Annotated in this window: 19 protein-coding genes; 15 read left to right on the plus strand and 4 right to left on the minus strand. The window is 63.7% G+C overall.

The genetic code is table 11. From position 1 onward, the window contains the following. Positions 1-1104, minus strand: coding sequence for an NAD(P)/FAD-dependent oxidoreductase (locus IP79_RS01975; RefSeq protein ID WP_054117562.1), 1104 nt, complete (start codon positions 1102-1104; stop codon positions 1-3). A gap of 99 nt (positions 1105-1203) precedes the next feature. Between IP79_RS01975 and IP79_RS01980 the strand changes: the two genes are divergently transcribed. The 10 genes from IP79_RS01980 (at position 1204) to IP79_RS02025 (ending at position 11616) form a co-directional block, all read left to right on the plus strand. Further along, positions 1204-2736, plus strand: a complete 1533-nt coding sequence (locus tag IP79_RS01980) for an acyl-CoA carboxylase subunit beta (RefSeq protein WP_054117563.1) — start codon at positions 1204-1206, stop codon at positions 2734-2736. Next, positions 2717-3118, plus strand: a complete 402-nt coding sequence (locus IP79_RS01985) for a hypothetical protein (protein ID WP_156318031.1) — start codon at positions 2717-2719, stop codon at positions 3116-3118. The genes IP79_RS01980 and IP79_RS01985 overlap by 20 nt, the downstream gene beginning before the upstream one ends. Continuing rightward, on the plus strand, positions 3115-3567 hold the full coding sequence (mce, locus tag IP79_RS01990; RefSeq protein ID WP_054117565.1) for a methylmalonyl-CoA epimerase: 453 nt from the start codon (positions 3115-3117) through the stop codon (positions 3565-3567). Before IP79_RS01985 ends, mce begins: the two co-directional genes overlap by 4 nt. A 110-nt stretch (positions 3568-3677) precedes the next feature. Further along, positions 3678-4463 (plus strand): enoyl-CoA hydratase-related protein, encoded by a 786-nt coding sequence (locus tag IP79_RS01995; RefSeq protein ID WP_054117566.1) that lies wholly within the window; start codon positions 3678-3680, stop codon positions 4461-4463. Positions 4464-4569: 106 nt separating this feature from the next. Next, a complete protein-coding gene (gene scpA / locus IP79_RS02000; RefSeq protein WP_054117567.1) occupies positions 4570-6723 on the plus strand; it encodes a methylmalonyl-CoA mutase in 2154 nt (717 codons plus the stop codon). Positions 6724-7025: 302 nt separating this feature from the next. Further along, on the plus strand, positions 7026-8036 hold the full coding sequence (bioB, locus tag IP79_RS02005) for a biotin synthase BioB (RefSeq protein ID WP_054117568.1): 1011 nt from the start codon (positions 7026-7028) through the stop codon (positions 8034-8036). Continuing rightward, positions 8009-8266 (plus strand): hypothetical protein, encoded by a 258-nt coding sequence (locus tag IP79_RS02010; RefSeq protein ID WP_197273711.1) that lies wholly within the window; start codon positions 8009-8011, stop codon positions 8264-8266. The genes bioB and IP79_RS02010 overlap by 28 nt, the downstream gene beginning before the upstream one ends. After that, positions 8263-9054 carry a heme-dependent oxidative N-demethylase family protein gene (locus IP79_RS02015; RefSeq protein ID WP_054117570.1) on the plus strand — a complete coding sequence of 264 codons (792 nt, stop codon included), beginning with the start codon at positions 8263-8265 and terminating at the stop codon, positions 9052-9054. The genes IP79_RS02010 and IP79_RS02015 overlap by 4 nt, the downstream gene beginning before the upstream one ends. Then, positions 9051-9473, plus strand: a complete 423-nt coding sequence (locus tag IP79_RS02020) for a lysozyme inhibitor LprI family protein (protein ID WP_082336956.1) — start codon at positions 9051-9053, stop codon at positions 9471-9473. The genes IP79_RS02015 and IP79_RS02020 overlap by 4 nt, the downstream gene beginning before the upstream one ends. 88 nt (positions 9474-9561) lie before the next feature. Then, positions 9562-11616, plus strand: coding sequence for an acetyl-CoA carboxylase biotin carboxylase subunit (locus tag IP79_RS02025; protein WP_054117571.1), 2055 nt, complete (start codon positions 9562-9564; stop codon positions 11614-11616). Positions 11617-11781: 165 nt separating this feature from the next. Here the strand turns inward: IP79_RS02025 and IP79_RS02030 are convergent, their stop codons facing one another. From IP79_RS02030 to IP79_RS02040, 3 genes are read right to left on the minus strand one after another with little or no spacing between them, the layout of a single operon-like run. Next, positions 11782-12240 carry a GNAT family N-acetyltransferase gene (locus IP79_RS02030; protein WP_156318035.1) on the minus strand — a complete coding sequence of 153 codons (459 nt, stop codon included), beginning with the start codon at positions 12238-12240 and terminating at the stop codon, positions 11782-11784. Further along, positions 12237-13364: a 3-dehydroquinate synthase gene (aroB, locus tag IP79_RS02035; RefSeq protein ID WP_054117572.1), complete on the minus strand. Its 1128-nt coding sequence runs from the start codon at positions 13362-13364 to the stop codon at positions 12237-12239. The genes IP79_RS02030 and aroB overlap by 4 nt, the downstream gene beginning before the upstream one ends. Beyond that, the gene (locus IP79_RS02040) at positions 13355-13924 is read right to left on the minus strand and encodes a shikimate kinase (protein WP_054117573.1); all 570 of its coding nucleotides are present in this window, start codon (positions 13922-13924) and stop codon (positions 13355-13357) included. Before IP79_RS02040 ends, aroB begins: the two co-directional genes overlap by 10 nt. 77 nt (positions 13925-14001) lie before the next feature. Here IP79_RS02040 and IP79_RS15375 point away from each other — a divergent pair, with 77 nt between their 5' ends. The 5 genes from IP79_RS15375 (at position 14002) to IP79_RS02060 (ending at position 19488) form a co-directional block, all read left to right on the plus strand. Further along, entirely contained in the window at positions 14002-14163 is a 162-nt protein-coding gene (locus IP79_RS15375; protein WP_156318037.1) for a hypothetical protein, read from the plus strand. After that, positions 14160-16085, plus strand: coding sequence for a hypothetical protein (locus IP79_RS02045; protein ID WP_233994050.1), 1926 nt, complete (start codon positions 14160-14162; stop codon positions 16083-16085). The genes IP79_RS15375 and IP79_RS02045 overlap by 4 nt, the downstream gene beginning before the upstream one ends. 10 nt (positions 16086-16095) lie before the next feature. Further along, positions 16096-16983 (plus strand): tyrosine recombinase, encoded by an 888-nt coding sequence (locus IP79_RS02050; protein WP_082336957.1) that lies wholly within the window; start codon positions 16096-16098, stop codon positions 16981-16983. Positions 16984-16992: 9 nt separating this feature from the next. Beyond that, positions 16993-17937, plus strand: coding sequence for an acetyl-CoA carboxylase carboxyltransferase subunit alpha (locus IP79_RS02055; RefSeq protein ID WP_054117575.1), 945 nt, complete (start codon positions 16993-16995; stop codon positions 17935-17937). Positions 17938-18015: 78 nt separating this feature from the next. Beyond that, positions 18016-19488 carry a M48 family metalloprotease gene (locus tag IP79_RS02060; RefSeq protein ID WP_054117576.1) on the plus strand — a complete coding sequence of 491 codons (1473 nt, stop codon included), beginning with the start codon at positions 18016-18018 and terminating at the stop codon, positions 19486-19488. Positions 19489-19496: the final 8 nt, after the last annotated feature.

The raw sequence follows: 19496 nt of genomic DNA on the forward strand, positions 1-19496 counted from the left end.
CTAGGCGCCGAGGCGGGCGGGGGAGAACATCTCCGGCGCCAGCCCAGCGGCGGCGCAATCATCGGGGAAGGGCAGGCCAAGGGCGGCCGCCGCAGCGATGCGCGACAGGGCAGGGGCAGTCTGGAACCCTGCGCCGCCTTGGCCTGCACACCACACAAAGCCCGGCAAATCCGCCGCATGGCCGATCACCGGAACTTCGTCTGGCGCAAAGCTGCGCAGGCCTGCCCATGAATGCGCAATCCGGCGGATGGGGAGGGTGGTTGCCTGTTCCACCCGGTCTGCGGCGATGGCAATGTCCAGTTCCTCTGCCGCCGCATCGCAGGGCTCCGACGGGGTCTGGTCCATCGACGAGGCGAGCAATTGGCCGCGCCCTTCCGGCAGCAGGTAGAAGCCCTCGCCCACGGTCTTGGTGAAGGGCCAGCGGCTCACATCCTCGCCTTCTGAAGCGGCGAAGCTGATGACGGTGCGGCGGCGCGGTTCGATCCCGATGGGTTGGACGCCTGCCAGGCGCGCAATGACATCCGCCCATGCGCCTGCCGCGTTGACCAACAGCGGGGCGGAATAGACCTTGCCCGCAGCCTCGACCCGCCAGTTGCTCCCGTCGCGGGCTATGGCGTTGACCTGCGCTCCGGTGATCAGTTCGCCCCCTGCCATTCGCAAGGCCGCCGCATGGGCCTGCAACATTGCGTTGGTATCCAGTTTCAGCGATCCGTGGTCGATCAGCGCGGCGGCGCAGGCTTCTGGGCGCAGCACCGGCATGAGCGCGCAGGCTTCGTCAGAGCCGACGCGCGTGTAATCGCAGCCGAACTGGCGGTGGACATCCTCCAAGGCCTCCAGTTCCGCGACCTGCTCTGCCGAAGCAATGTGTAGCGCCGGATGCACCGCGCCATGCGCTGCAAGCGCGTTCATGCTCAGCGCAGTAAGCGTCCGCACCGGTTCATTACCCAGCCCGTAATGGGCAAAAGCAACGCTGCGGCCCGATGCGTGGTATCCGGGTGCGGTTTCGCCTTCCAGCACCACCACCCGCCCATGCTCCGCCAGTCGCGCGGCGACCGATAGCCCCGCGATCCCGCCGCCGATCACCAGCATATCTGCCCGCTGCATTGCTCCGCTCACACTCCTGCCCGCCAATTTTGCCACGTTGACGCTTGGGACGCGCTAAGGCAACGCATCGGGCAAAGCTATCAAGAGAGGATCCCCCGCGTGTCCGCCAATATCGCCGAAATGGAACGCCGCCGCGAAGCTGCCCGCATGGGCGGCGGCGCCAAGCGCATCGAAGCCCAGCACGCCAAGGGCAAACTGACCGCGCGCGAGCGGCTCGATGTGCTGCTCGACGAAGGCAGCTTTGAAGAGCTGGACACCTATGTCGAACATGACTGCGTCGATTTCGGCATGGAGACACAGAAGATCCCCGGCGACGGGGTGGTAACCGGCAGCGGCACCATCAACGGGCGCTTGGTCTATGTGTTCAGCCAGGATTTCACCGTGTTCGGCGGCAGCCTGTCGAAACGCCACGCCGAGAAAATCTGCAAGGTGATGGACACCGCAATGAAGGTCGGCGCGCCGGTGATCGGGTTGAACGATTCGGGCGGTGCGCGGATTCAGGAAGGCGTCGCTAGCCTTGGCGGCTATGCCGAGGTGTTCCAGCGCAATGTGCTGGCCAGCGGCGTGGTGCCGCAGATCAGCCTGATCATGGGGCCGTGCGCGGGCGGGGCGGTGTACTCGCCTGCGATGACCGACTTCATCTTCATGGTGAAGGATTCCAGCTACATGTTCGTGACCGGCCCCGATGTGGTGAAGACCGTCACCAACGAAGTCGTGACGCAGGAAGAACTGGGCGGGGCGATCACCCACACGACCAAGACCTCGGTTGCCGATCTCGCCTACGAAAACGACATCGAGGCGCTGCTGGCGACGCGGCGGTTCATGGACTTCCTGCCGCTATCGAACCGCGAGGAAGCCCCTGTCTTGCCAACCGGCGATGCGTGGGACAGGCTGGACATGAGCCTCGACACGCTGATCCCCGATAACGCCAACCAGCCCTATGACATGCACGAAGTCATCGCCAAGGTGCTGGATGAAGGCGATTTCTTCGAGATTCAGCCGATGCATGCGGGCAATATCCTGTGCGGTTTCGGCCGCGTGGAAGGCCGCACCGTGGGCGTGGTGGCGAACCAGCCGATGGTGCTGGCGGGGTGCCTCGACATCAACTCCTCGAAGAAAGCCGCGCGCTTCGTGCGGTTCTGCGATGCTTTCGAAATCCCGATCCTGACGTTCGTGGACGTTCCCGGCTTCCTCCCCGGCACGAGCCAGGAACTGGGCGGGATCATCAAGCACGGCGCGAAGCTGCTGTTCGCCTATGCCGAGGCGACCGTGCCCAAGATCACCGTCATCACGCGCAAGGCTTACGGCGGGGCCTATGACGTGATGGCATCGAAGCACCTGCGCGGCGATTTGAACTACGCGTGGCCCACGGCCGAGATCGCGGTGATGGGCGCCAAGGGCGCGGTGGAGATCATCTTCCGGCAAGACCGCGACAACCCCGAAAAGATCGCCGAGAAGACCAGGGAATACGAAGACCGCTTCGCCAACCCCTTCGTGGCGGCGCAGCGCGGCTATATCGACGAGGTGATCCACCCGCACTCGACCCGGCGGCGGATCGCGCTGGGGCTAAGGAAGCTGCGGACGAAGCAGTTGGAGAACCCTTGGAAGAAGCATGACAATATTCCGCTTTAGCGCATTCCTGCCGGCATTGGCGCTGCACTCTGCCGTACTGGCCCAAGAGGTGGACCTGACACCGCGCAGTCCGCTTGAGGCTGTCGTGCTCGGCGATGCAGAAGCGGCCAAAGCTCATCTGCAAGCTCTGGCTGATCGGGGCATTGCTTCGCGCGACACGGTCGTCGCCGAACTTCTGGCTGCCGGGTTTGAACCGGACAGCGGTTATCCCGGCTGCGCGTTTTACGGCTATCATCGCCGTACCACGCAGGCCGGGGCGGCACGAAGTGCGGAAGTGGCGCTGTGCGACAACGGCAAGACGATGGTGCTGGTGCTCGACATGCTGCCGCCCGGAAAGCGCGGCGGAGGAATGGGCACTGTGCGAGATAGGGAAGAACAATGAAACTCGGACGCTTGAACCACATCGGGGTCGCCACGCCCTCCATCGCGGACTCGATCGCGTTCTACCGCGACGTGATGGGCGCGACCAAGATCCACACGCCGTTCGACCTTGAGGAGCAGGGCGTGAAGGTCTGCTTCGTCGACACCCCCGGCGCGGATGGGGCGATGAACGGCACGCAGATCGAGCTGATCGAGCCGCTGGGGGAGAACTCCACCCTCGCGGGCTTCCTCGCCAAGAACCCGCTCGGCGGGCAGCATCACATTTGCTTTGAAGTGCCCGACATCGCGGAGGCCCGCACCGCCTACGAAGCGATGGGCAAGCGCATCCTCGGCCCCACGCGGATCGGCGCGCACGGCACCCCTATCTTTTTCGTCCATCCCAAGGACATGGGCGGCATGCTTACCGAAATCATGGAGACCCCGCGCGAGGACGCGCACTGGTCGAATTAGTTGAACACCGCTCGCCCTGAGCTTGTCGAAGGGCCGCACTTTTTTGGGTGCGTCGGAAAAGTTGAAGGGCAGGGCTTCGACAAGCTCAGCCCGAACGGAGAGAAACGAAAATGTCCTACGAAACCATCCGCGCCGAACGTGACGGCCCGCTGCTGACCATTACCCTCAACCGCCCGGAGCGGCTCAATGCGATGCCGCCCAAGATGGCGGACGAGCTGGGGCAGGCGTTCTATGATCTGCGCGATGCGCGCGCCGTGCTGATCACGGGCGAGGGCAAGGGCTTCTGTTCGGGCGCTGACCTGTCCGCGCGCGGCGACGGCTCTGCGCTGGGCGGCAAGGGCGGCAGCCACGAGGCGCTGATCAATCACTATAACCCCGCGATCAGCCAGCTGATCCGCGCGCAGGTGCCGGTGATCTGCGCGGTCAATGGCCCGGCGGCGGGGGTGGGGTGTTCGCTGGCTTTGGCTGCCGATTTTACCATTGCCGGACGCTCTGCGTATTTCCTGCAAGCCTTCGTCAATATCGGCTTGGTGCCCGATGGCGGATCGACCTGGCTGCTCGCCCGCGCCATCGGCCGCGCCCGCGCCACACGGATGATGATGCTGGGCGAGAAGATTTCGGGGCGGCAGGCCGAGGAATGGGGCCTCATCTACAAATGCGTCGATGACGCCGCGCTGATGGATGAAGCCCGCGCGCTGGCGACCAAACTGGCCAACGGCCCGACCATCGCCTACGCCCAGATGAAGCGCAACATTGCCACCGCGCTCGACACCAACCTGCAAATGGTGCTGCTGGCCGAAGCTGAAGCCCAGCGGGTTGCTGGCGGCACCGCGGACGCGATGGAGGGCGGAATGTCGTTCCTCCAGAAGCGTAAGCCTGAGTTCAAGGGGGCGTAACGCCCCACCACCTCCGTTCGTATCGAGCGGAGCGCGAAGCGCGCAGTCGAGATACCTTGCAAGGGTGTCTCGACTTCGCTCGACACGAACGGTTAAAGGCCGAGACATGACCCAAAAACCCACCCCCGCCGACTGGAAAGCCCTCGCCGACAAGGAAGTGAAGGGGCGCGACCTCACCTGGCAAACGCCCGAAGGTATCGCGGTCAAGCCGCTCTATACGGCAGAGGATCACGCGGATTTCGATCCTGGCCTGCCCGGCTTCGCGCCCTTCACACGCGGGGTGAAAGCCTCGATGTATGCAGGCCGCCCGTGGACAATCCGGCAGTACGCAGGCTTCTCCACCGCCGAGGAATCCAACGCTTTCTACCGCCGCAATCTGGCGATGGGGCAAAAAGGGCTGTCAGTCGCGTTCGACCTTGCCACCCACCGGGGTTACGATTCCGATCACCCGCGCGTCGTCGGCGATGTCGGCAAGGCGGGCGTGGCGATCGATACGGTCGCGGATATGCAGATCCTGTTCGACCAGATCCCGCTTGATGCCATGAGCGTTTCCATGACGATGAACGGCGCGGTGATCCCGGTGCTGGCCTTCTTCATCGTCGCCGCCGAACGTCAGGGCGTGTCGCAGGACAAGCTTGAGGGCACGATCCAGAACGACATCCTCAAGGAGTTCATGGTCCGCAACACCTATATCTACCCGCCCGAACCTTCGATGCGGATCATCGCGGACATCATCGCATATACCTCCGCCAACATGCCGAAATTCAACTCGATTTCGATCAGTGGCTATCACATGCACGAGGCCGGGGCGACGGCGGTGCAGGAACTCGCGTTCACGATTGCCGATGGCAAGGAATACGCCAAGCGCGCGATGGAAACCGGGCTGGATATCGATGCCTTTGCGGGCCGCCTCAGCTTCTTCTTCGGCATCGGCATGAACTTCTTCATGGAGATCGCCAAGCTGCGCGCCGCACGCACGCTGTGGTACAAGGTGATGGACGGGTTGGGGGCGAAGGACGAACGCTCCAAGATGCTGCGCACCCACTGCCAGACCAGCGGCGTGAGCTTGCAGGAGCAGGACCCCTACAACAACGTGATCCGCACTACGGTGGAAGCCATGGCGGCAGTGCTGGGCGGCACCCAGTCGCTCCACACCAATGCGCTGGATGAAGCCATCGCGCTCCCGACCGATTTCTCGGCCCGTATCGCCCGCAACACCCAGTTGGTGCTGCAGGAGGAAAGTGGGATCTGCAACGTCGTCGATCCGCTCGGCGGCTCGCATTACATCGAGGCGCTGACGGCTACGCTTGTCGAGCAGGCCGAAGCGATGATGGCCGAGGTGGACTCGGCGGGCGGCATGACCGCCTATGTCGCCACCGGCGCGCCCAAGGCTGCGATCGAGCGCGCGGCGGCGGAAAAGCAGACCGGCATCGACAAGGGCGAGACGGTGATCGTCGGCGTTAACAAATACCGCAAAGACAGCGAAGACCCGATGGATACGCTGGATATCGACAACCAGAAGGTGCGCACGGGGCAGATTGCCCGCCTCGCCAAGGTGCGCGCAGGCCGCGACGAGGCGGCGTGCCGTGCGGCGCTGGCGGCGCTGACGGCAGGCTGCGCTGCGGGCGAGAACGTGCTGGCGCTTGCGGTGGAAGCTGCCCGCCACGATGCGACGCTGGGCGAGATTTCCGCCGCGATGGAAGAGGTCTTCGGCCGACACGATGCGACCCCTGCGCCGGTCAGCGGGGTCTATGCCAGCGCCTACGAGTTCGACCGCCGCTGGGCGCAGGTGTTGGACGGCGTGGAAGCCGTGGGCCGCCGCTTGGGCCGTGCGCCCCGCATCATGGTCGCCAAGATGGGCCAGGACGGCCACGATCGCGGCGCCAACGTGATCGCCAGCGCGTTCGGTGACATGGGTTTCGAGGTGATCTCCGGCCCGCTGTTCCAGACGCCCGAGGAATCCGTCGCAATGGCGCTGGAGCATGACGTCGATGTGGTCGGCGCGTCGAGCCTCGCGGCGGGCCACAAGACCCTGATCCCCGAACTGATCCGGTTGCTGCGTGAAGCTGGGCGGGGCGATATCAAGGTCACCGCAGGCGGCGTGATCCCGCCGCAGGACTACGACTACCTGCGCGAGGCGGGGGTGCAGGGCATCTATGGCCCCGGGAGCAACGTGGTGGAGTGCGCAGCGGATATTCTGGTGCTGCTCGGCCACAACATGCCGCCGCTGGGCGAGGGGCTGGACGAGGCGGCGGAGTAGAGTTTCCTCCTAGTCCGTTCGCCCTGAGCCTGTCGAAGGGCTGCTTTTCTCTTTATCCGATAGCCCTGAAGACAGGGCAGGGCTTCGACAAGCTCAGCCAGAACGGTTATTTGTGCATTGTGAGGAATGAGACGCTCTCAAATGGCCGGTGAATGCCTCAATTGCGGCCATGAGATTGGCTACCATCATGGCGGAATGGAGCCGGAGATGTTTTGCACCTGTTTGGACTGCAGCTGTCCCGGCTATCGAGACGAGAACATGGAAAGTCCGCATACCGGACCATTGAAGTCAGAAAGTAACGAATGACCCACCCCCGCACCGATTGGACCCGCACCGAAATTGCAGGCCTCTTCGACCTGCCCTTCACCGAGCTGCTGTTCCAGGCCGCCAGCGTCCACCGCGAATTCCACCCGCCCACGCAGGTGCAACTCTGCACCCTGCTCAGCATCAAGACCGGCGGGTGTCCGGAGGATTGCGGCTATTGCTCGCAGTCGGTGAAGGCGGACTCCGGCGTTGAAGCCACCAAGCTGATGGACGTGCAGGCTGTGCTCCAGCGCGCGGCGCAGGCCAAGGATGCAGGCTCGCAGCGGTTCTGCATGGGCGCGGCGTGGCGCAATCCCAAGGACCGCGACATGCCTGCGATTGTCGCAATCGTGAAGGGCGTGCGCGACATGGGGCTGGAAACCTGCATGACGCTGGGGATGCTCGAACCGCATCAGGCCGCAATGCTGGCCGAGGCGGGCCTCGATTACTACAACCACAATATCGACAGCTCGCCCGAGTATTACGAGCGCGTGATCTCCACCCGCGATTTCCAGTGCCGGCTCGATACGCTCGATCACGTGCGCAAGGCGGGGATCAACGTGTGCAGCGGCGGGATCGTCGGCATGGGGGAGACGCGAGAGGATCGGGTGGGCTTCATCCACACGCTCGCCACCCTGCCGCAGCATCCCGAAAGCGTGCCGGTCAACGCGCTGGTGCCGGTCAAGGGTACGGTACTTGGCAACATGCTGGCCGACACGCCGCTCGCCAAGATCGACGATATCGAATTCGTCCGCACGGTTGCGGTCGCGCGCATCACCATGCCGCGTTCGATGGTGCGGCTCTCGGCGGGGCGCGAGTCTATGAGCGAAGCGACGCAGGCGCTGTGTTTCCTCGCGGGCGCGAATTCGATCTTCACCGGCGACAAACTGCTGACTGCGCCCAACGCGGGCGATGACAGGGACGGAGCGCTGTTCGCCAAGCTGGGGCTGACGGCGCTCAAGGGCGAAGAACCTGCGCGAGCGTGCAAGACGACAGTGGCGGCGGAATGATGGGGCGGTTCGTCAGGCTTTGCAGTCTCGCCTTCTCGCTCTTCTCGGTTTTTTATTGGATTTTTGCCTCGATGATCTTCGAGATCATCAGCTTCGTGCGCGAGGGTGAAGAGCCATCGACAGGCGGATATCTTGCCGGCAGCGCAATTCCCACGATCCTTTACGGCCTCATCTGCACGGTTTTCCTTCAGTGGTTCGCGCGGGGCATCATCAAGAGACTACCGGATTGACCCTCGGCTTCTCCGTCGACACGCTGCTGCCCAAGGCGCGTGGGGGCGGGCAGTTGCGCATGGGGCTGGTCAAACTGGCTGAGCGCGAGTGGCTGCAACCTGCGCCCGATTTGGCAGCACGAGCGGCAGGGTTCGTTGACTGGCCCCAAGGGGTGCAACTCACGCCGGAAGTGGACGCGCCGGGTCGAGAACTGGCCGCGATGCTGGGCGTCCCCGGCGCGCTTCCCGAAGCGGCAATCGCCACCCACGAGGATTTGTGCCTACTCACACAGCGCGAAGGCGAGGACGTGTATCGCCTGATCGGCGCGGCGGTCGCTTGGCCTTCGGACTGGCACCCGGCGGAGAAAATCGGCCTCCCCCTGCGCGCCCTGCATGCCCCCATCGCGGGATATGAGGAGCAACTCGCCACCGGGGTTGATCGCTTCATGGAGACGCTCCGTCCCGGCCCGATCTACGCCCGCTGCAACTGGTTCATCGCGGCCACCGAAGAGCGCCGCTGGCTCCCCGACCGGCCGCCGCATCAGGCCTTCGCCCATGTCACGCCGGACAATGCAGGGAGCACGCTGTTCGTGCGCTCCGAACGCCAGACCCTGCGCCGCCTGCCGCAGACGGGCGCGATCCTGTTCACCATCGGCATCTATGTGGAACCGCTTGGCACGCTCTCGCCCGCCAATATCGCCATGCTGGGCAAAGCGGTGCAAACCCTCGTCAGCGGCGAGGGTGACCGCAGGGGTGCCCCCGCCTATGCTGCCAGCCTGATCGGTTTTGCTGAAAGGAACGCCGCATGATCGCCTCGCTGATCCTCCCGCTGCTGCTGCAATCTGCCCCCATGCAGGAGGCTCCGCCCGTGCCCGGCTGGAATTGCGAAGACCCGCGCTATCAGCAGGAAATGAACTGGTGCGCCGCGCAGGATTATGTCGCAGCCGATGCCGAATTGAACGCGCAGTGGAAAATCACCGCAGCCGCGATGAAGGCGCAAGACGCCAGCTTTGCCGAATATGGCGATAACGATATCCGCGAAGGCTTTTTCGAAAGCCTGCTCGAAGCCCAGCGCGGCTGGCTGCGGTATCGCGATGCCCATTGCCGGCTGGATGGCTACACCGCGCGCGGCGGCAGTATGGAACCGATGCTTGCCTCCTTCTGCAAGGCCAACCTCACCCGCCTCCGCACGGCTGAACTCAAGGCTTTGGTCGAGACCCCCGGTTGAAGCCGCAAATCCGCTAGCTTGCAGGCGCTGCAATGAGGCGGCATAGCCCGGTGACAAGATAACACGACTGCAAGAGAGGTTGTCCGCCTTGTTTTCCAAAATCCTGATTGCCAATCGCGGCGAAATCGCCTGCCGGGTCATCACCACTGCCCGCAAAATGGGGATCAAGACCGTCGCGGTCTATTCCGATGCCGATGCGCGCGCGCCGTTTGTCGCGATGGCGGATGAGGCGGTGCATATCGGCCCTTCGCCCGCGGCTGAAAGCTACCTGATCGCGGACAAGATCATCGCCGCGGCCAAGCAGACCGGAGCACAGGCCGTGCATCCCGGCTATGGCTTCCTGTCGGAACGCACCAGCTTTGCCGAAGCGTTGGCAAAGGAAAACATCGCCTTCATCGGCCCGCCGGTCGGCGCGATTGCCGCGATGGGGGACAAGATCGAATCCAAGAAACTCGCCATGCAGGCGGGCGTCAATGTCGTCCCCGGCTTTGTCGGCGAGATCGAGGATACCGAACATGCGGTGCGGATTTCGGACGAGATCGGCTATCCGGTGATGATGAAGGCCAGCGCGGGCGGCGGTGGCAAGGGCATGCGCCTTGCCTACAGTGAAGCCGACGTGCGCGAAGGGTTCGAAAGCGTGAAGCGCGAAGGGCTGAGCAGCTTTGGCGATGATCGCGTCTTCATCGAGAAGTTCATCCTCAACCCGCGCCATATCGAAATCCAGATCCTTGGCGATCAGCACGGCAATATCCTCTACCTGAACGAGCGCGAATGCTCGATCCAGCGCCGCCACCAGAAGGTGGTCGAGGAAGCGCCGTCGCCTTTCGTGACCCCAAAGATGCGCAAGGCGATGGGCGAGCAATGCGTCGCTCTGGCGCGGGCTGTGGGGTATTATTCGGCGGGCACGGTCGAACTGATCGTCAGCGGTGCTGACCCGACGGGGGAGAGCTTCTACTTCCTCGAAATGAACACCCGGCTTCAGGTCGAACACCCCGTCACCGAAGCGATTACCGGCATCGATCTGGTCGAACAGATGATCCGGGTGGCTTATGGCGAGAAGCTCGCCATGACGCAGGACGACATCGGGATCGATGGCTGGGCGATAGAAAACCGCGTCTATGCCGAAGACCCCTATCGCGGTTTCCTGCCTTCCACCGGGCGGCTGGTGCAGTATTCACCGCCGCTGGCCGGATGGACGGAAGACGAAACCGTCGCGGGCAAGGCGCGGCGCGGGGTGGCACGCGGTGCTGGCTCTGTGCGCGTCGACGACGGGGTGTACGAAGGCGGCGAGGTTTCGCGCTTCTACGATCCGATGATCGCCAAGCTGATTACCTGGGCGCCGACCCGCAATGAAGCGGCGGATTTGCAGATCGAGGCGCTCGACAATTTCCGGATCAAGGGGCTCGGCCACAATGTCGATTTCCTCAGCGCGATCATGCAGCACCCGCGCTTCCGTTCGGGCGAGCTGACCACCGGCTTCATCGCCGAGGAATATCCCGAAGGCTTCCACGGGGCCGCGACCACCGAAGGTTTCCGCCGTATTCTGGCGGCGGTGTGTGCGGGCAATGAATTCAGCTGGCAGGCGCGCGCCCGGCAGATTTCGGGTCAACTTGACGGGCCCCTGCCGGTCAGCGGCGAATGGCTGGTCAAGATCGGCGATGATCGCTTCGAGGTCGTTCTGGGTGATGGCCATGCGATGGTGGACGGGGTGCGGGTGGATGGCACCTGCAATTGGCTGCCCGGCATGGTGCAGGCCGAAGCGACCGGCAAGGTCGAAGGCGGCGAGGAGGTGCGCTTCGGCCTGATTGTCGAGCGGATCGGCAACCAGTGGAAGGTTACAACCCGCGGCGCAGCGCACACTGCGCTGGTGCTCCCGCTGCGGCTGGCGCGGCACGAATCGTTGATGCTGGAGAAGGTACCGCCTGACCTTTCGAAGTTCCTCATCTGCCCGATGCCCGGAATGCTGATGAAGCTGCATGTGGCAGAAGGCGAAACCGTGCAGCCGGGTCAGCCCTTGGCGACGGTCGAAGCGATGAAAATGGAGAACATCCTGCGCGCCGAAAAGGAAGGCGTGATCGCCAAAATCAACGCCGCCGAGGGCGAGAGTCTGGCGGTGGATGCGGTGATTCTGGAGCTGGAATAGCGCGCTTTCCTACCCGGCGAGGCAGGGGCAAAATGCAACACATGGCCGATTTCGCGGCGAAATTGATCGCGAAATCGGCTATATTCCTCAAAAATAACGTAAAAATTAAAATTCAGGCCGGTTTAGACCCTCTCTAGGTCGGTTTAGCTCCCCTCTTGCCCCCTTCTAGCTTAGCTCCAGATGCAGGCACTGATTGAAATCGGTCAGCCGGTAGGCGCCAAATGCTTCGCCATTGGCAAAGCCGCGTTGGCGATACAGTGCCAGCGCCGGGTCGAACAAAGGCCCGCTTCCGGTTTCCAGACTCAGTCGTGTGATGCCGTTGTCGCGCGCAAAATCGATGATCGTCTCCAGCAGGCAGGCAGCAATCCCGCGCCGCAGGAAATCAGGATGAGTGCGCATCGATTTGATCTCGGCCTGCTTGTTCCCCAGCAACTTCAGAGCGCCGATGGCCGCCACCCGGTCATCCACTCGCACCGCCCATACAGTTACAGCCGGATCGGTCAGGCCCGACAGATCGAGTGCGAAGCTGTGTCCCGGCGGAGACCCCTGCTGCATCGTCTGCTGTTGATAGGCTATCAGCGCCTGAACATCCGGGTCAGCAAGGTCGGCCAGCGCGGTAATCATACGGCGGAACGGACCAGTTCATCATCCAGAAACGCTGCAATATCAGCCAGATCAACATCGCGCGCCACATAGGCTGCGCCCAACCCCTTGAGCAGCAGGAAGGGCAGGGTGCTGGCCTCGGCTTTCTTGTCATGTCGCATATGATCGACCAGCCGCGCTCCGTCGCAGGTCAGGCCCAGCGATGGCAGCCGGGCAGGCAGCCCCGCAGCCGCAATCGCCTGTGCCGCACGCCCGGAATCGCTATCGGAAAGTTCGCCGCGCCGCGCTGAATATCGCGCCGCCAGAACCATGCCCAATGCCACCGCTTCGCCGTGGAGCAAGCGATCGGAAAAGCCCGTCTCCGCCTCCAGTGCATGACCAAAGGTGTGCCCCAGATTGAGCAGCGCGCGGCGATCCAGCGTCTCGCGTTCGTCCTCGGCGACGATCCGCGCTTTCATCGCGATGCTGGTGGCAATCGCGTGTTCCAGAGCCGCCGGTTCGCGGGCCAAAACCTTGTCGCCGTTCAGTTCCAGCCAATCGAAAAATGCCGTATCGCCGAGCAATCCGTACTTGATCACTTCGGCAAAACCGGCCCGCATCTCGCGGTCGGGCAGGGTGGCGAGAACCAGCGGATCGATCAGCACGAGGGCGGGCTGATGGAAAGCGCCGATCAGGTTCTTGCCCGACTTGGTATTGATTGCGGTCTTGCCGCCAACCGACGAATCGACCTGCGCAAGCAGCGTCGTCGGGATTTGCACGAAGCCGCAGCCGCGCTTGGTAATGGCGCAGGCGAACCCGACCAGATCGCCCACGACCCCGCCGCCCAGCGCAAAAACGTGATCGGAACGAGTTACGCCCCCCGCCAACAACCAGTCGGTCAGGCGTTCCAGCACGGGCCAGGTCTTCGCATCCTCGCCCGGCTCGACCACGAACCAATCGGCGACAAAGCCCTGCTCGGCGAGATCAGCATCGATGCCCGCGGCGAACAGGCGGTGGGTGTTGCTATCGGCCACGAAGGGCACGGCGCGCCCGCCTGCATAACTGCGGAGAAAAGCGTCTGCCGCAGCAGGCAGCCGCCCCAGCACCCCCTCCTCGATCACAACTTCATAAGCGCGACCGGCCAACGCCACTTCGATCACAGCCATTTATCAATCGCCTCGATTATGGCGCGGGCGGTATCGGCATGGGGGCCGTTTTCGCTCACCACGCGAATATGCGCCTGCCCATAGAAGGGCGCACGTTCTTGCGCCAGCCGGGTGAGGATCTCGCGCGGGTCGCCGGCGTTCAGCAGCGGACGATTGCCTCTCCGCGCGGTGCGTTCCACCAGGGTATCGACATCGCAATCGATCCACACCGCAATCCCGCGATCCAGCACTGCTGCGCGGGTGACGGGGTCCATCAAAGCGCCCCCGCCAGTCGCAATCACGCCGTGCCCTTCCTCGATCAGCCGCAAGATCACCCGCCGCTCGCCATCGCGGAAATAGGCCTCGCCAAAGGTCTCGAAAATTTCAGGAATGGAACGCTGGGCGGCTTCGACAATGGCATCGTCCGCATCGACGAAATCGCGCGAGAGCATCGCGGCCAGTTTGCGCCCCACGGTGGATTTGCCAACACCCATCAGGCCCACCAGCACCACCGGGAGGGTGATCCGGGCAGCGATCTGCACAAGATCGCGTTCGTAGTGGGGAGGCGGCGTTCCGGTCATTGCGGCAAGGCCTATAGATGGGCTAGGGCACGCGCAATATGGCAAACCTGCGCTCTCCGCATTCGTCGCTGCAAGGCATGTCCCGGGAAAGCTCGCCAAAACGGCAGGCATTTCCGCGCTGGCCGCTGATTGCCGGAGCAGCAGTGCTGGCTTTGCTTGTGCTGGCGTGGATAGAAGGCGGGGAAGAACCGGTGCATCCGATTGCCGAACCCGTTATCCTGCCGGAGCCACAATCATGACCGGCGGGCGGAGCGCCATGAAGCTGGCGGCCAGTGTTCTGGCGCTGGGTGTTGTCGGGGCGGCAGGCGGCGCTGGCCTGGCGGGATTTGCTTCGGCGCAGCAGAAGCCGGAATCGATTCTGCCTCCGGGCTTTGACGATCCATCGCCCGCGCCGGCTCCGGCACCTTCTCCTACGCAGGGCACCTCGCCTCAGCCGCCGCGCCCTGCGCCGGGCGGCACAGTGTTCGTTCCCGGCGTTCCGGCGCCTCCCGCAAGCCCTGCCGACACTGCAAGCGCCGCGCCATTGCCATCGATCACCCGAGATCAGCTGGCTCGGCTGCCCAGCCTCGAAGAGCTGGAGAGCATGTCGACCGAAGAGCTTGACCAGCTGCTTGGCCTCAAGGCGAAATCCGATATTCCCAATGGTGCCCGCCGCGCCCTGACTCGAGTCGGGGTGCTGGCTGGCGATGAAGGCGGACTGCCGCCTGCCGCATTGCTCAACCAGCCCGAAGCATTGGTCCGCGCCAGCCTTTCCGGCACCAAGGGGCCGGTTGTCTCGCGCTGGGGCCACATTCTGTTGCGCCGCGTTTTGGCGAGCCGCTTAGCTGCGCCACTGGGCATGGACCCGATCGAATTTGCCGCGCTGCGAGTAAAGGCGCTTAACGGCATGGGCGAATACGCACTCGCCCGCGCAGTGGTGCAGGACATCGATACCGCCAACTGGTCTCCCGAACTCACTGCCGAGGGGCTGACCGCCTATCTCGCCAGCGGAGACATCACCGGGTCGTGCCCGGCAGTGCGGTTGCAGGGCTCGGCGCGCCAGGATGGCGACTGGCAGATGTTGCAGGCGGTCTGCAATGCCTATGCCGGGGAAACCGCTCTCGCCGCATCGCAGCTTGATCGGGCGCTGGGCCGCGGGGTTGCTCCGCGGATCGATGTGCTGTTGGCGCGGCGCTTTGCCGGGGCGGCAGGGCGCGGCCAACGCGCTGTCGAGATCGAATGGAGCGGGGTCGAGGAACTCAATCCCTGGCGTTTTGCATTCGCCACTGCGCTTGGTGAACCCTTGCCCGAAACGTTGTTGGACAGAGCGCTGACGACGCAAGGCGGTGCTCATTACGAAAGGTCGGGCGCTCTGCTGCCTATGTTGCCGGCCGTCCAGCGTGCCCGCTTTGCCGGACGCGCCGGGCGAGAGGGCATTCTTTCGTCCGATGCGATGGTAGATCTTTATAGCGAGGTCTATGCCGATCCTGCGGCCACGGGCGAGCCCGCCGATCACGCCCGCGCTTTGCGTGACGCCTATATTGCAGCTGATCCGGCGGCGCGGATTGCGGCAATGCAACGATTGTGGGCCGCAGGCACCGCCCTGGGCGGAGGCGATGGTTACGGTGCGCGGGTGCTGACCGCCTATGCTGCCGCGCGTATTCCGGCCAATGCCGCCAACGCTGGTGCGGCGGGCGATCTGATCGCCGCGATGCTCGCCGCTGGTCTGGATCGCGATGCTTTGGCGTGGCGCAATGTGGTGGACCAAGGCTCGCTTGGCTGGGCACTGATCGTGCTCAGTGCACCGCGCAGCAATGGCGTGGGCCAGGGCGCGGTTGAAGACTTCATCAGCGACGACGAAAGCAACGGGGCGCGCAAATCGGCGTTTCTGGTGGCAGGCCTTGCCGGGATCGGACGCCTGACCGAAGCTGATGCCAATGCGCTGGCTAACAATCTTGGCATCGACATCGGCCGCCAGACCCGCTGGAGCCGCACGATTGATCGTGCGGCTGAGGTGAACAATCCGGTGCTGGTCAGCCTGCTCGCAGGTTTGGGGATGCAAGGAACAAGTTGGGACCAGATGACCCCGCTGCATCTCTATCACATCACGCGCGCGCTCACCCGCGTGGGTCTTGAGGCCGAGGCCCGCATGATCGCCGCCGAGGCGGTCGCGCGCGGCTGAGGCGCCGCCGGTGTCCGCCGCTACCGAGGCGTTTCTCGCCATGCTGGCAGCAGAACGCGGGGCGGCACTCAACACGCTCGCCGCTTATCGCCGCGATCTCGGTGGGGCAGAGGAGGCGATTGGCGATCTCGCCGCGGTAGAGCGTGATGCGGTGGCAGGTCTGGCGCAGGAATGGGCAAGCCTTGCCCCGGCCAGCGTTGCGCGCAAGGCATCGGCGCTACGCCAGTTTTTCGGTTTTGCGATGGATGAAGGCTGGCGGGGCGATGATCCCTCGGGCGCTCTGCCTGCTCCGCGCAGTCGCCGGCCGCTGCCCAAGCTACTGGGGCATGACCAGATCGCTGCGCTGTTCGCCCGCGCCGAGGATGACGCCATGGGGAATGAACCCAGGGCCGTGCGCCAGTTGGCCTTGATCGAACTGCTCTACGGATCGGGCCTGCGCGCCACCGAATTGGTCGCATTGCCATTAAGCGCCGTACCGCGCGATGCGCCGTTCCTGACAATCACGGGCAAGGGCGGGGCGACCCGGCTGGTGCCGGTTGGCGCACGCGCGCTGGAGGCGGTGGGCCGCTGGATGGCGGTTCGCCCGGCGCTGCCGGCCTCTCGCTTCCTGTTCCCTTCGAAAGGCGGTGCGCATCTCAGCCGGATTCGGTTGTACCAGTTGATCAAGGCGCTGGCTGCCCGCGCCGGGCTTGATCCTGCGCAGGTCAGCCCGCATGTGCTGCGCCATGCCTTTGCGACCCATCTGCTCGAAGGCGGGGCAGACCTGCGGGTGCTGCAAACCCTGCTCGGCCATGCCGACATTTCCACCACCCAAATCTACACCCATGTGGACGCTGCGCGGCTGGTTGCGCTCGTCAATTCCCGTCACCCGCTTGCAACAAGGGCAACATCGGACTAGCGCCGCGCAATGATTTCCTATCTCGATTTCGAGAAGCCGGTAGCAGTGCTTGAAGAGCGCATCACGCAGCTCCGCAGCGTCAACGCGTTGCATGATGTCGATGTGGCCAGCGAGATTGGCCGTCTTGAGGCCAAAAGCACCGAACTTCTCGCCAGCACCTATGCCTCGCTCACGCCGTGGCAGAAGACTCAGGTCGCGCGCCACCCCCAGCGCCCGCATTTCCGCGACTATGTCGCCCATGCGTTCAGTGATTTCATGCCCTTGGGCGGTGACCGGCTCTATGCCGACGACCTCGCCATCATGGGCGGTTTTGCGACGCTCAACGGGCGGCGGGTGATGCTGATAGGCCACGAGAAGGGCAACGACACGAAAAGCCGGATCAAACACAATTTCGGCATGGGCAAACCCGAAGGCTACCGCAAGGCGATCCGCCTGATGGAATTGGCTGCCCGATTCGGGCTGCCGGTGGTGACGCTGGTGGATACCTCGGGCGCATTTCCGGGGATCGAGGCTGAAGAACGTGGTCAGGCAGAAGCTATCGCCCGCTCGACCGAAGCTTGTCTCGCCTTGGCTGTGCCGATGGTGGCGGTGATTGTTGGCGAAGGCGGATCGGGCGGCGCGGTGGCGCTGGCTGCTGCAAACCGTGTGCTGATGATGGAGCACGCGGTTTATTCGGTGATCTCGCCTGAAGGTTGCGCATCGATCCTGTGGCGCACCAGCGAAAAGGCAGCCGATGCTGCGCAGGCGATGAAAGTCACCGCGCAGCATCTCAAGCGTGACAACGTGATCGACCGTATCGTGAAAGAGCCGGTCGGCGGCGCACATCGCGATCCGGTGGCAGCCTCAAGGCTTCTCGGCGCGGCACTGACCGAAGAGCTGGACCTGTTGGCCACAAAAAGCGGTGACCAACTTATTACCGCGCGCGAGGAACGTTTTCTCGCAATCGGTGGTTAGGCCCGACGCTCCCGGGGTTTGCGTGTCGTGACCAGGCCGATATTCTGGGGGTAGATTTTGTCTCCGGGAGAATGCGCCATGCCACGTTTCAATCGCAAGTTTCTGATGATCGGCGCAGCGCCCTTTGCGCTGGCTGGATGCATGGGCGCCGGCGGCTCGGTGCCTTCCGCATCCACCCCGATCACGCAGTCCGAGGCGCAGCAAGGCGCGCAGTATCACCCGCAATTGCTGAACGAATTCGGCGGTGCGATGAGCGGCACTCACGCCCAATACGTCGAACAGGTGGGCAAGAACATTGCGGTGCAATCGGGCCTGGGTAACGCCCGCGAGAGCTTCACAGTCAGCCTGCTTAACTCGCCTGTTCACAACGCCTTTGCGGTGCCGGGTGGCTACATTTACACGACCCGCCAGTTGGTAACTTTGATGAACAACGAGGCGGAGCTGGCCGCCGTTCTTGGGCATGAAGTCGGCCATGTTGCCGCGCGCCATTCGCAACGCCGCCAGCAGACAGCGCAGCGCAATTCCATTCTCGGTGTGCTGGGTGCGATCGGTTCTTCGATCCTTCTGGGCGATTCGGGTCTCGGTAACACCTTGTCGCGCACCTTCATGGAAGGCTCGCAGCTGCTGACATTGCGATTCTCGCGCACGCAGGAGCTGCAGGCAGACGACCTTGGCATCGAGTACCTGACCAAGGCCGGATATGATCGGCGCGCAATGGGCACTGTGTTGGCGAGCCTTGCAGCACAAAACGCGCTTGATGCGCGGCTTCAGGGTCGAAATGCTAGCGTTCCGGAATGGGCTTCGACCCACCCTGATCCTGCAAGCCGTGTGCAAAGCGCGCTGTCCAAGGCAGGCCCGGCGACGGGAGGCGTGACGAATCGCGACACCTTCCTGAACCGGATTGACGGGCTGCTTTATGGCGATGATCCCGCACAAGGATTTATCGAAGGCAGTCGCTTTATCCACCCGGAACTGCGACTTGCCTTTACCGCCCCGCAGGGCTTCTACATGGTCAATGGCACCCGTGCGGTGAGCATTCAGGGACAAGGCGGGCAAGCGCAGATGACGCTTGCGCCCTATAACGGCAATCTTGAAACCTACGTCCGCTCGGCTTTCACAGCTCTGGGCGGGCAGAACAGCACGCTTGCGCCCGCAGCGCTCGAACGTACGACGGTGAATGGCCTTCCGGCTGTCTATGGCACGGCCCGTGTTGCCAATGGCAACAGCCAGGTGGATGTAGTGGTGTTCGCGTATGAATTCGCCCGCGACCGGGCCTATCATTTCACTACGATTACCCCTGCAGGACAGGCTGGCACTTTTAACGCGATGTTCCAGTCAATGCGGCGGATTACCGACACCGAAGCATCATCGGTGGTGCCCAAGAAATTGCAGGTAGTGACCGTCGCTCGCGGCGATACCGTGGCGAGCCTTGCGCGCCGAATGGCCTATCCGGCAGCACAGGAAGAGCGCTTCCGGGTGCTGAATGCCTTGGCGAGCGGTGAAAGTCTGACGCCGGGCCAGAAGGTCAAAATCGTGGTGCGCGGGCGCTAAGTCGCAGG

It is taken from the genome of Porphyrobacter sp. AAP60 (assembly GCF_001296025.1).
Classification (GTDB): Bacteria; Pseudomonadota; Alphaproteobacteria; order Sphingomonadales; family Sphingomonadaceae; genus Erythrobacter.

Excerpts from the sequence above, each read along its gene's own strand:
- IP79_RS01975 (WP_054117562.1), bottom strand. The coding sequence starts at position 1,104 with ATGCAGCGGGCAGATATGCTGGTGATCGGCGGCGGGATCGCGGGGCTA.
- IP79_RS01985 (WP_156318031.1), top strand. The coding sequence starts at position 2,717 with ATGACAATATTCCGCTTTAGCGCATTCCTGCCGGCATTGGCGCTGCAC.
- mce (WP_054117565.1), top strand. The coding sequence starts at position 3,115 with ATGAAACTCGGACGCTTGAACCACATCGGGGTCGCCACGCCCTCCATC.
- IP79_RS01995 (WP_054117566.1), top strand. The coding sequence starts at position 3,678 with ATGTCCTACGAAACCATCCGCGCCGAACGTGACGGCCCGCTGCTGACC.
- scpA (WP_054117567.1), top strand. The coding sequence starts at position 4,570 with ATGACCCAAAAACCCACCCCCGCCGACTGGAAAGCCCTCGCCGACAAG.
- bioB (WP_054117568.1), top strand. The coding sequence starts at position 7,026 with ATGACCCACCCCCGCACCGATTGGACCCGCACCGAAATTGCAGGCCTC.
- IP79_RS02020 (WP_082336956.1), top strand. The coding sequence starts at position 9,051 with ATGATCGCCTCGCTGATCCTCCCGCTGCTGCTGCAATCTGCCCCCATG.
- IP79_RS02030 (WP_156318035.1), bottom strand. The coding sequence starts at position 12,240 with ATGATTACCGCGCTGGCCGACCTTGCTGACCCGGATGTTCAGGCGCTG.
- aroB (WP_054117572.1), bottom strand. The coding sequence starts at position 13,364 with ATGGCTGTGATCGAAGTGGCGTTGGCCGGTCGCGCTTATGAAGTTGTG.
- IP79_RS02040 (WP_054117573.1), bottom strand. The coding sequence starts at position 13,924 with ATGACCGGAACGCCGCCTCCCCACTACGAACGCGATCTTGTGCAGATC.
- IP79_RS15375 (WP_156318037.1), top strand. The coding sequence starts at position 14,002 with ATGTCCCGGGAAAGCTCGCCAAAACGGCAGGCATTTCCGCGCTGGCCG.
- IP79_RS02045 (WP_233994050.1), top strand. The coding sequence starts at position 14,160 with ATGACCGGCGGGCGGAGCGCCATGAAGCTGGCGGCCAGTGTTCTGGCG.
- IP79_RS02055 (WP_054117575.1), top strand. The coding sequence starts at position 16,993 with ATGATTTCCTATCTCGATTTCGAGAAGCCGGTAGCAGTGCTTGAAGAG.
- IP79_RS02060 (WP_054117576.1), top strand. The coding sequence starts at position 18,016 with ATGCCACGTTTCAATCGCAAGTTTCTGATGATCGGCGCAGCGCCCTTT.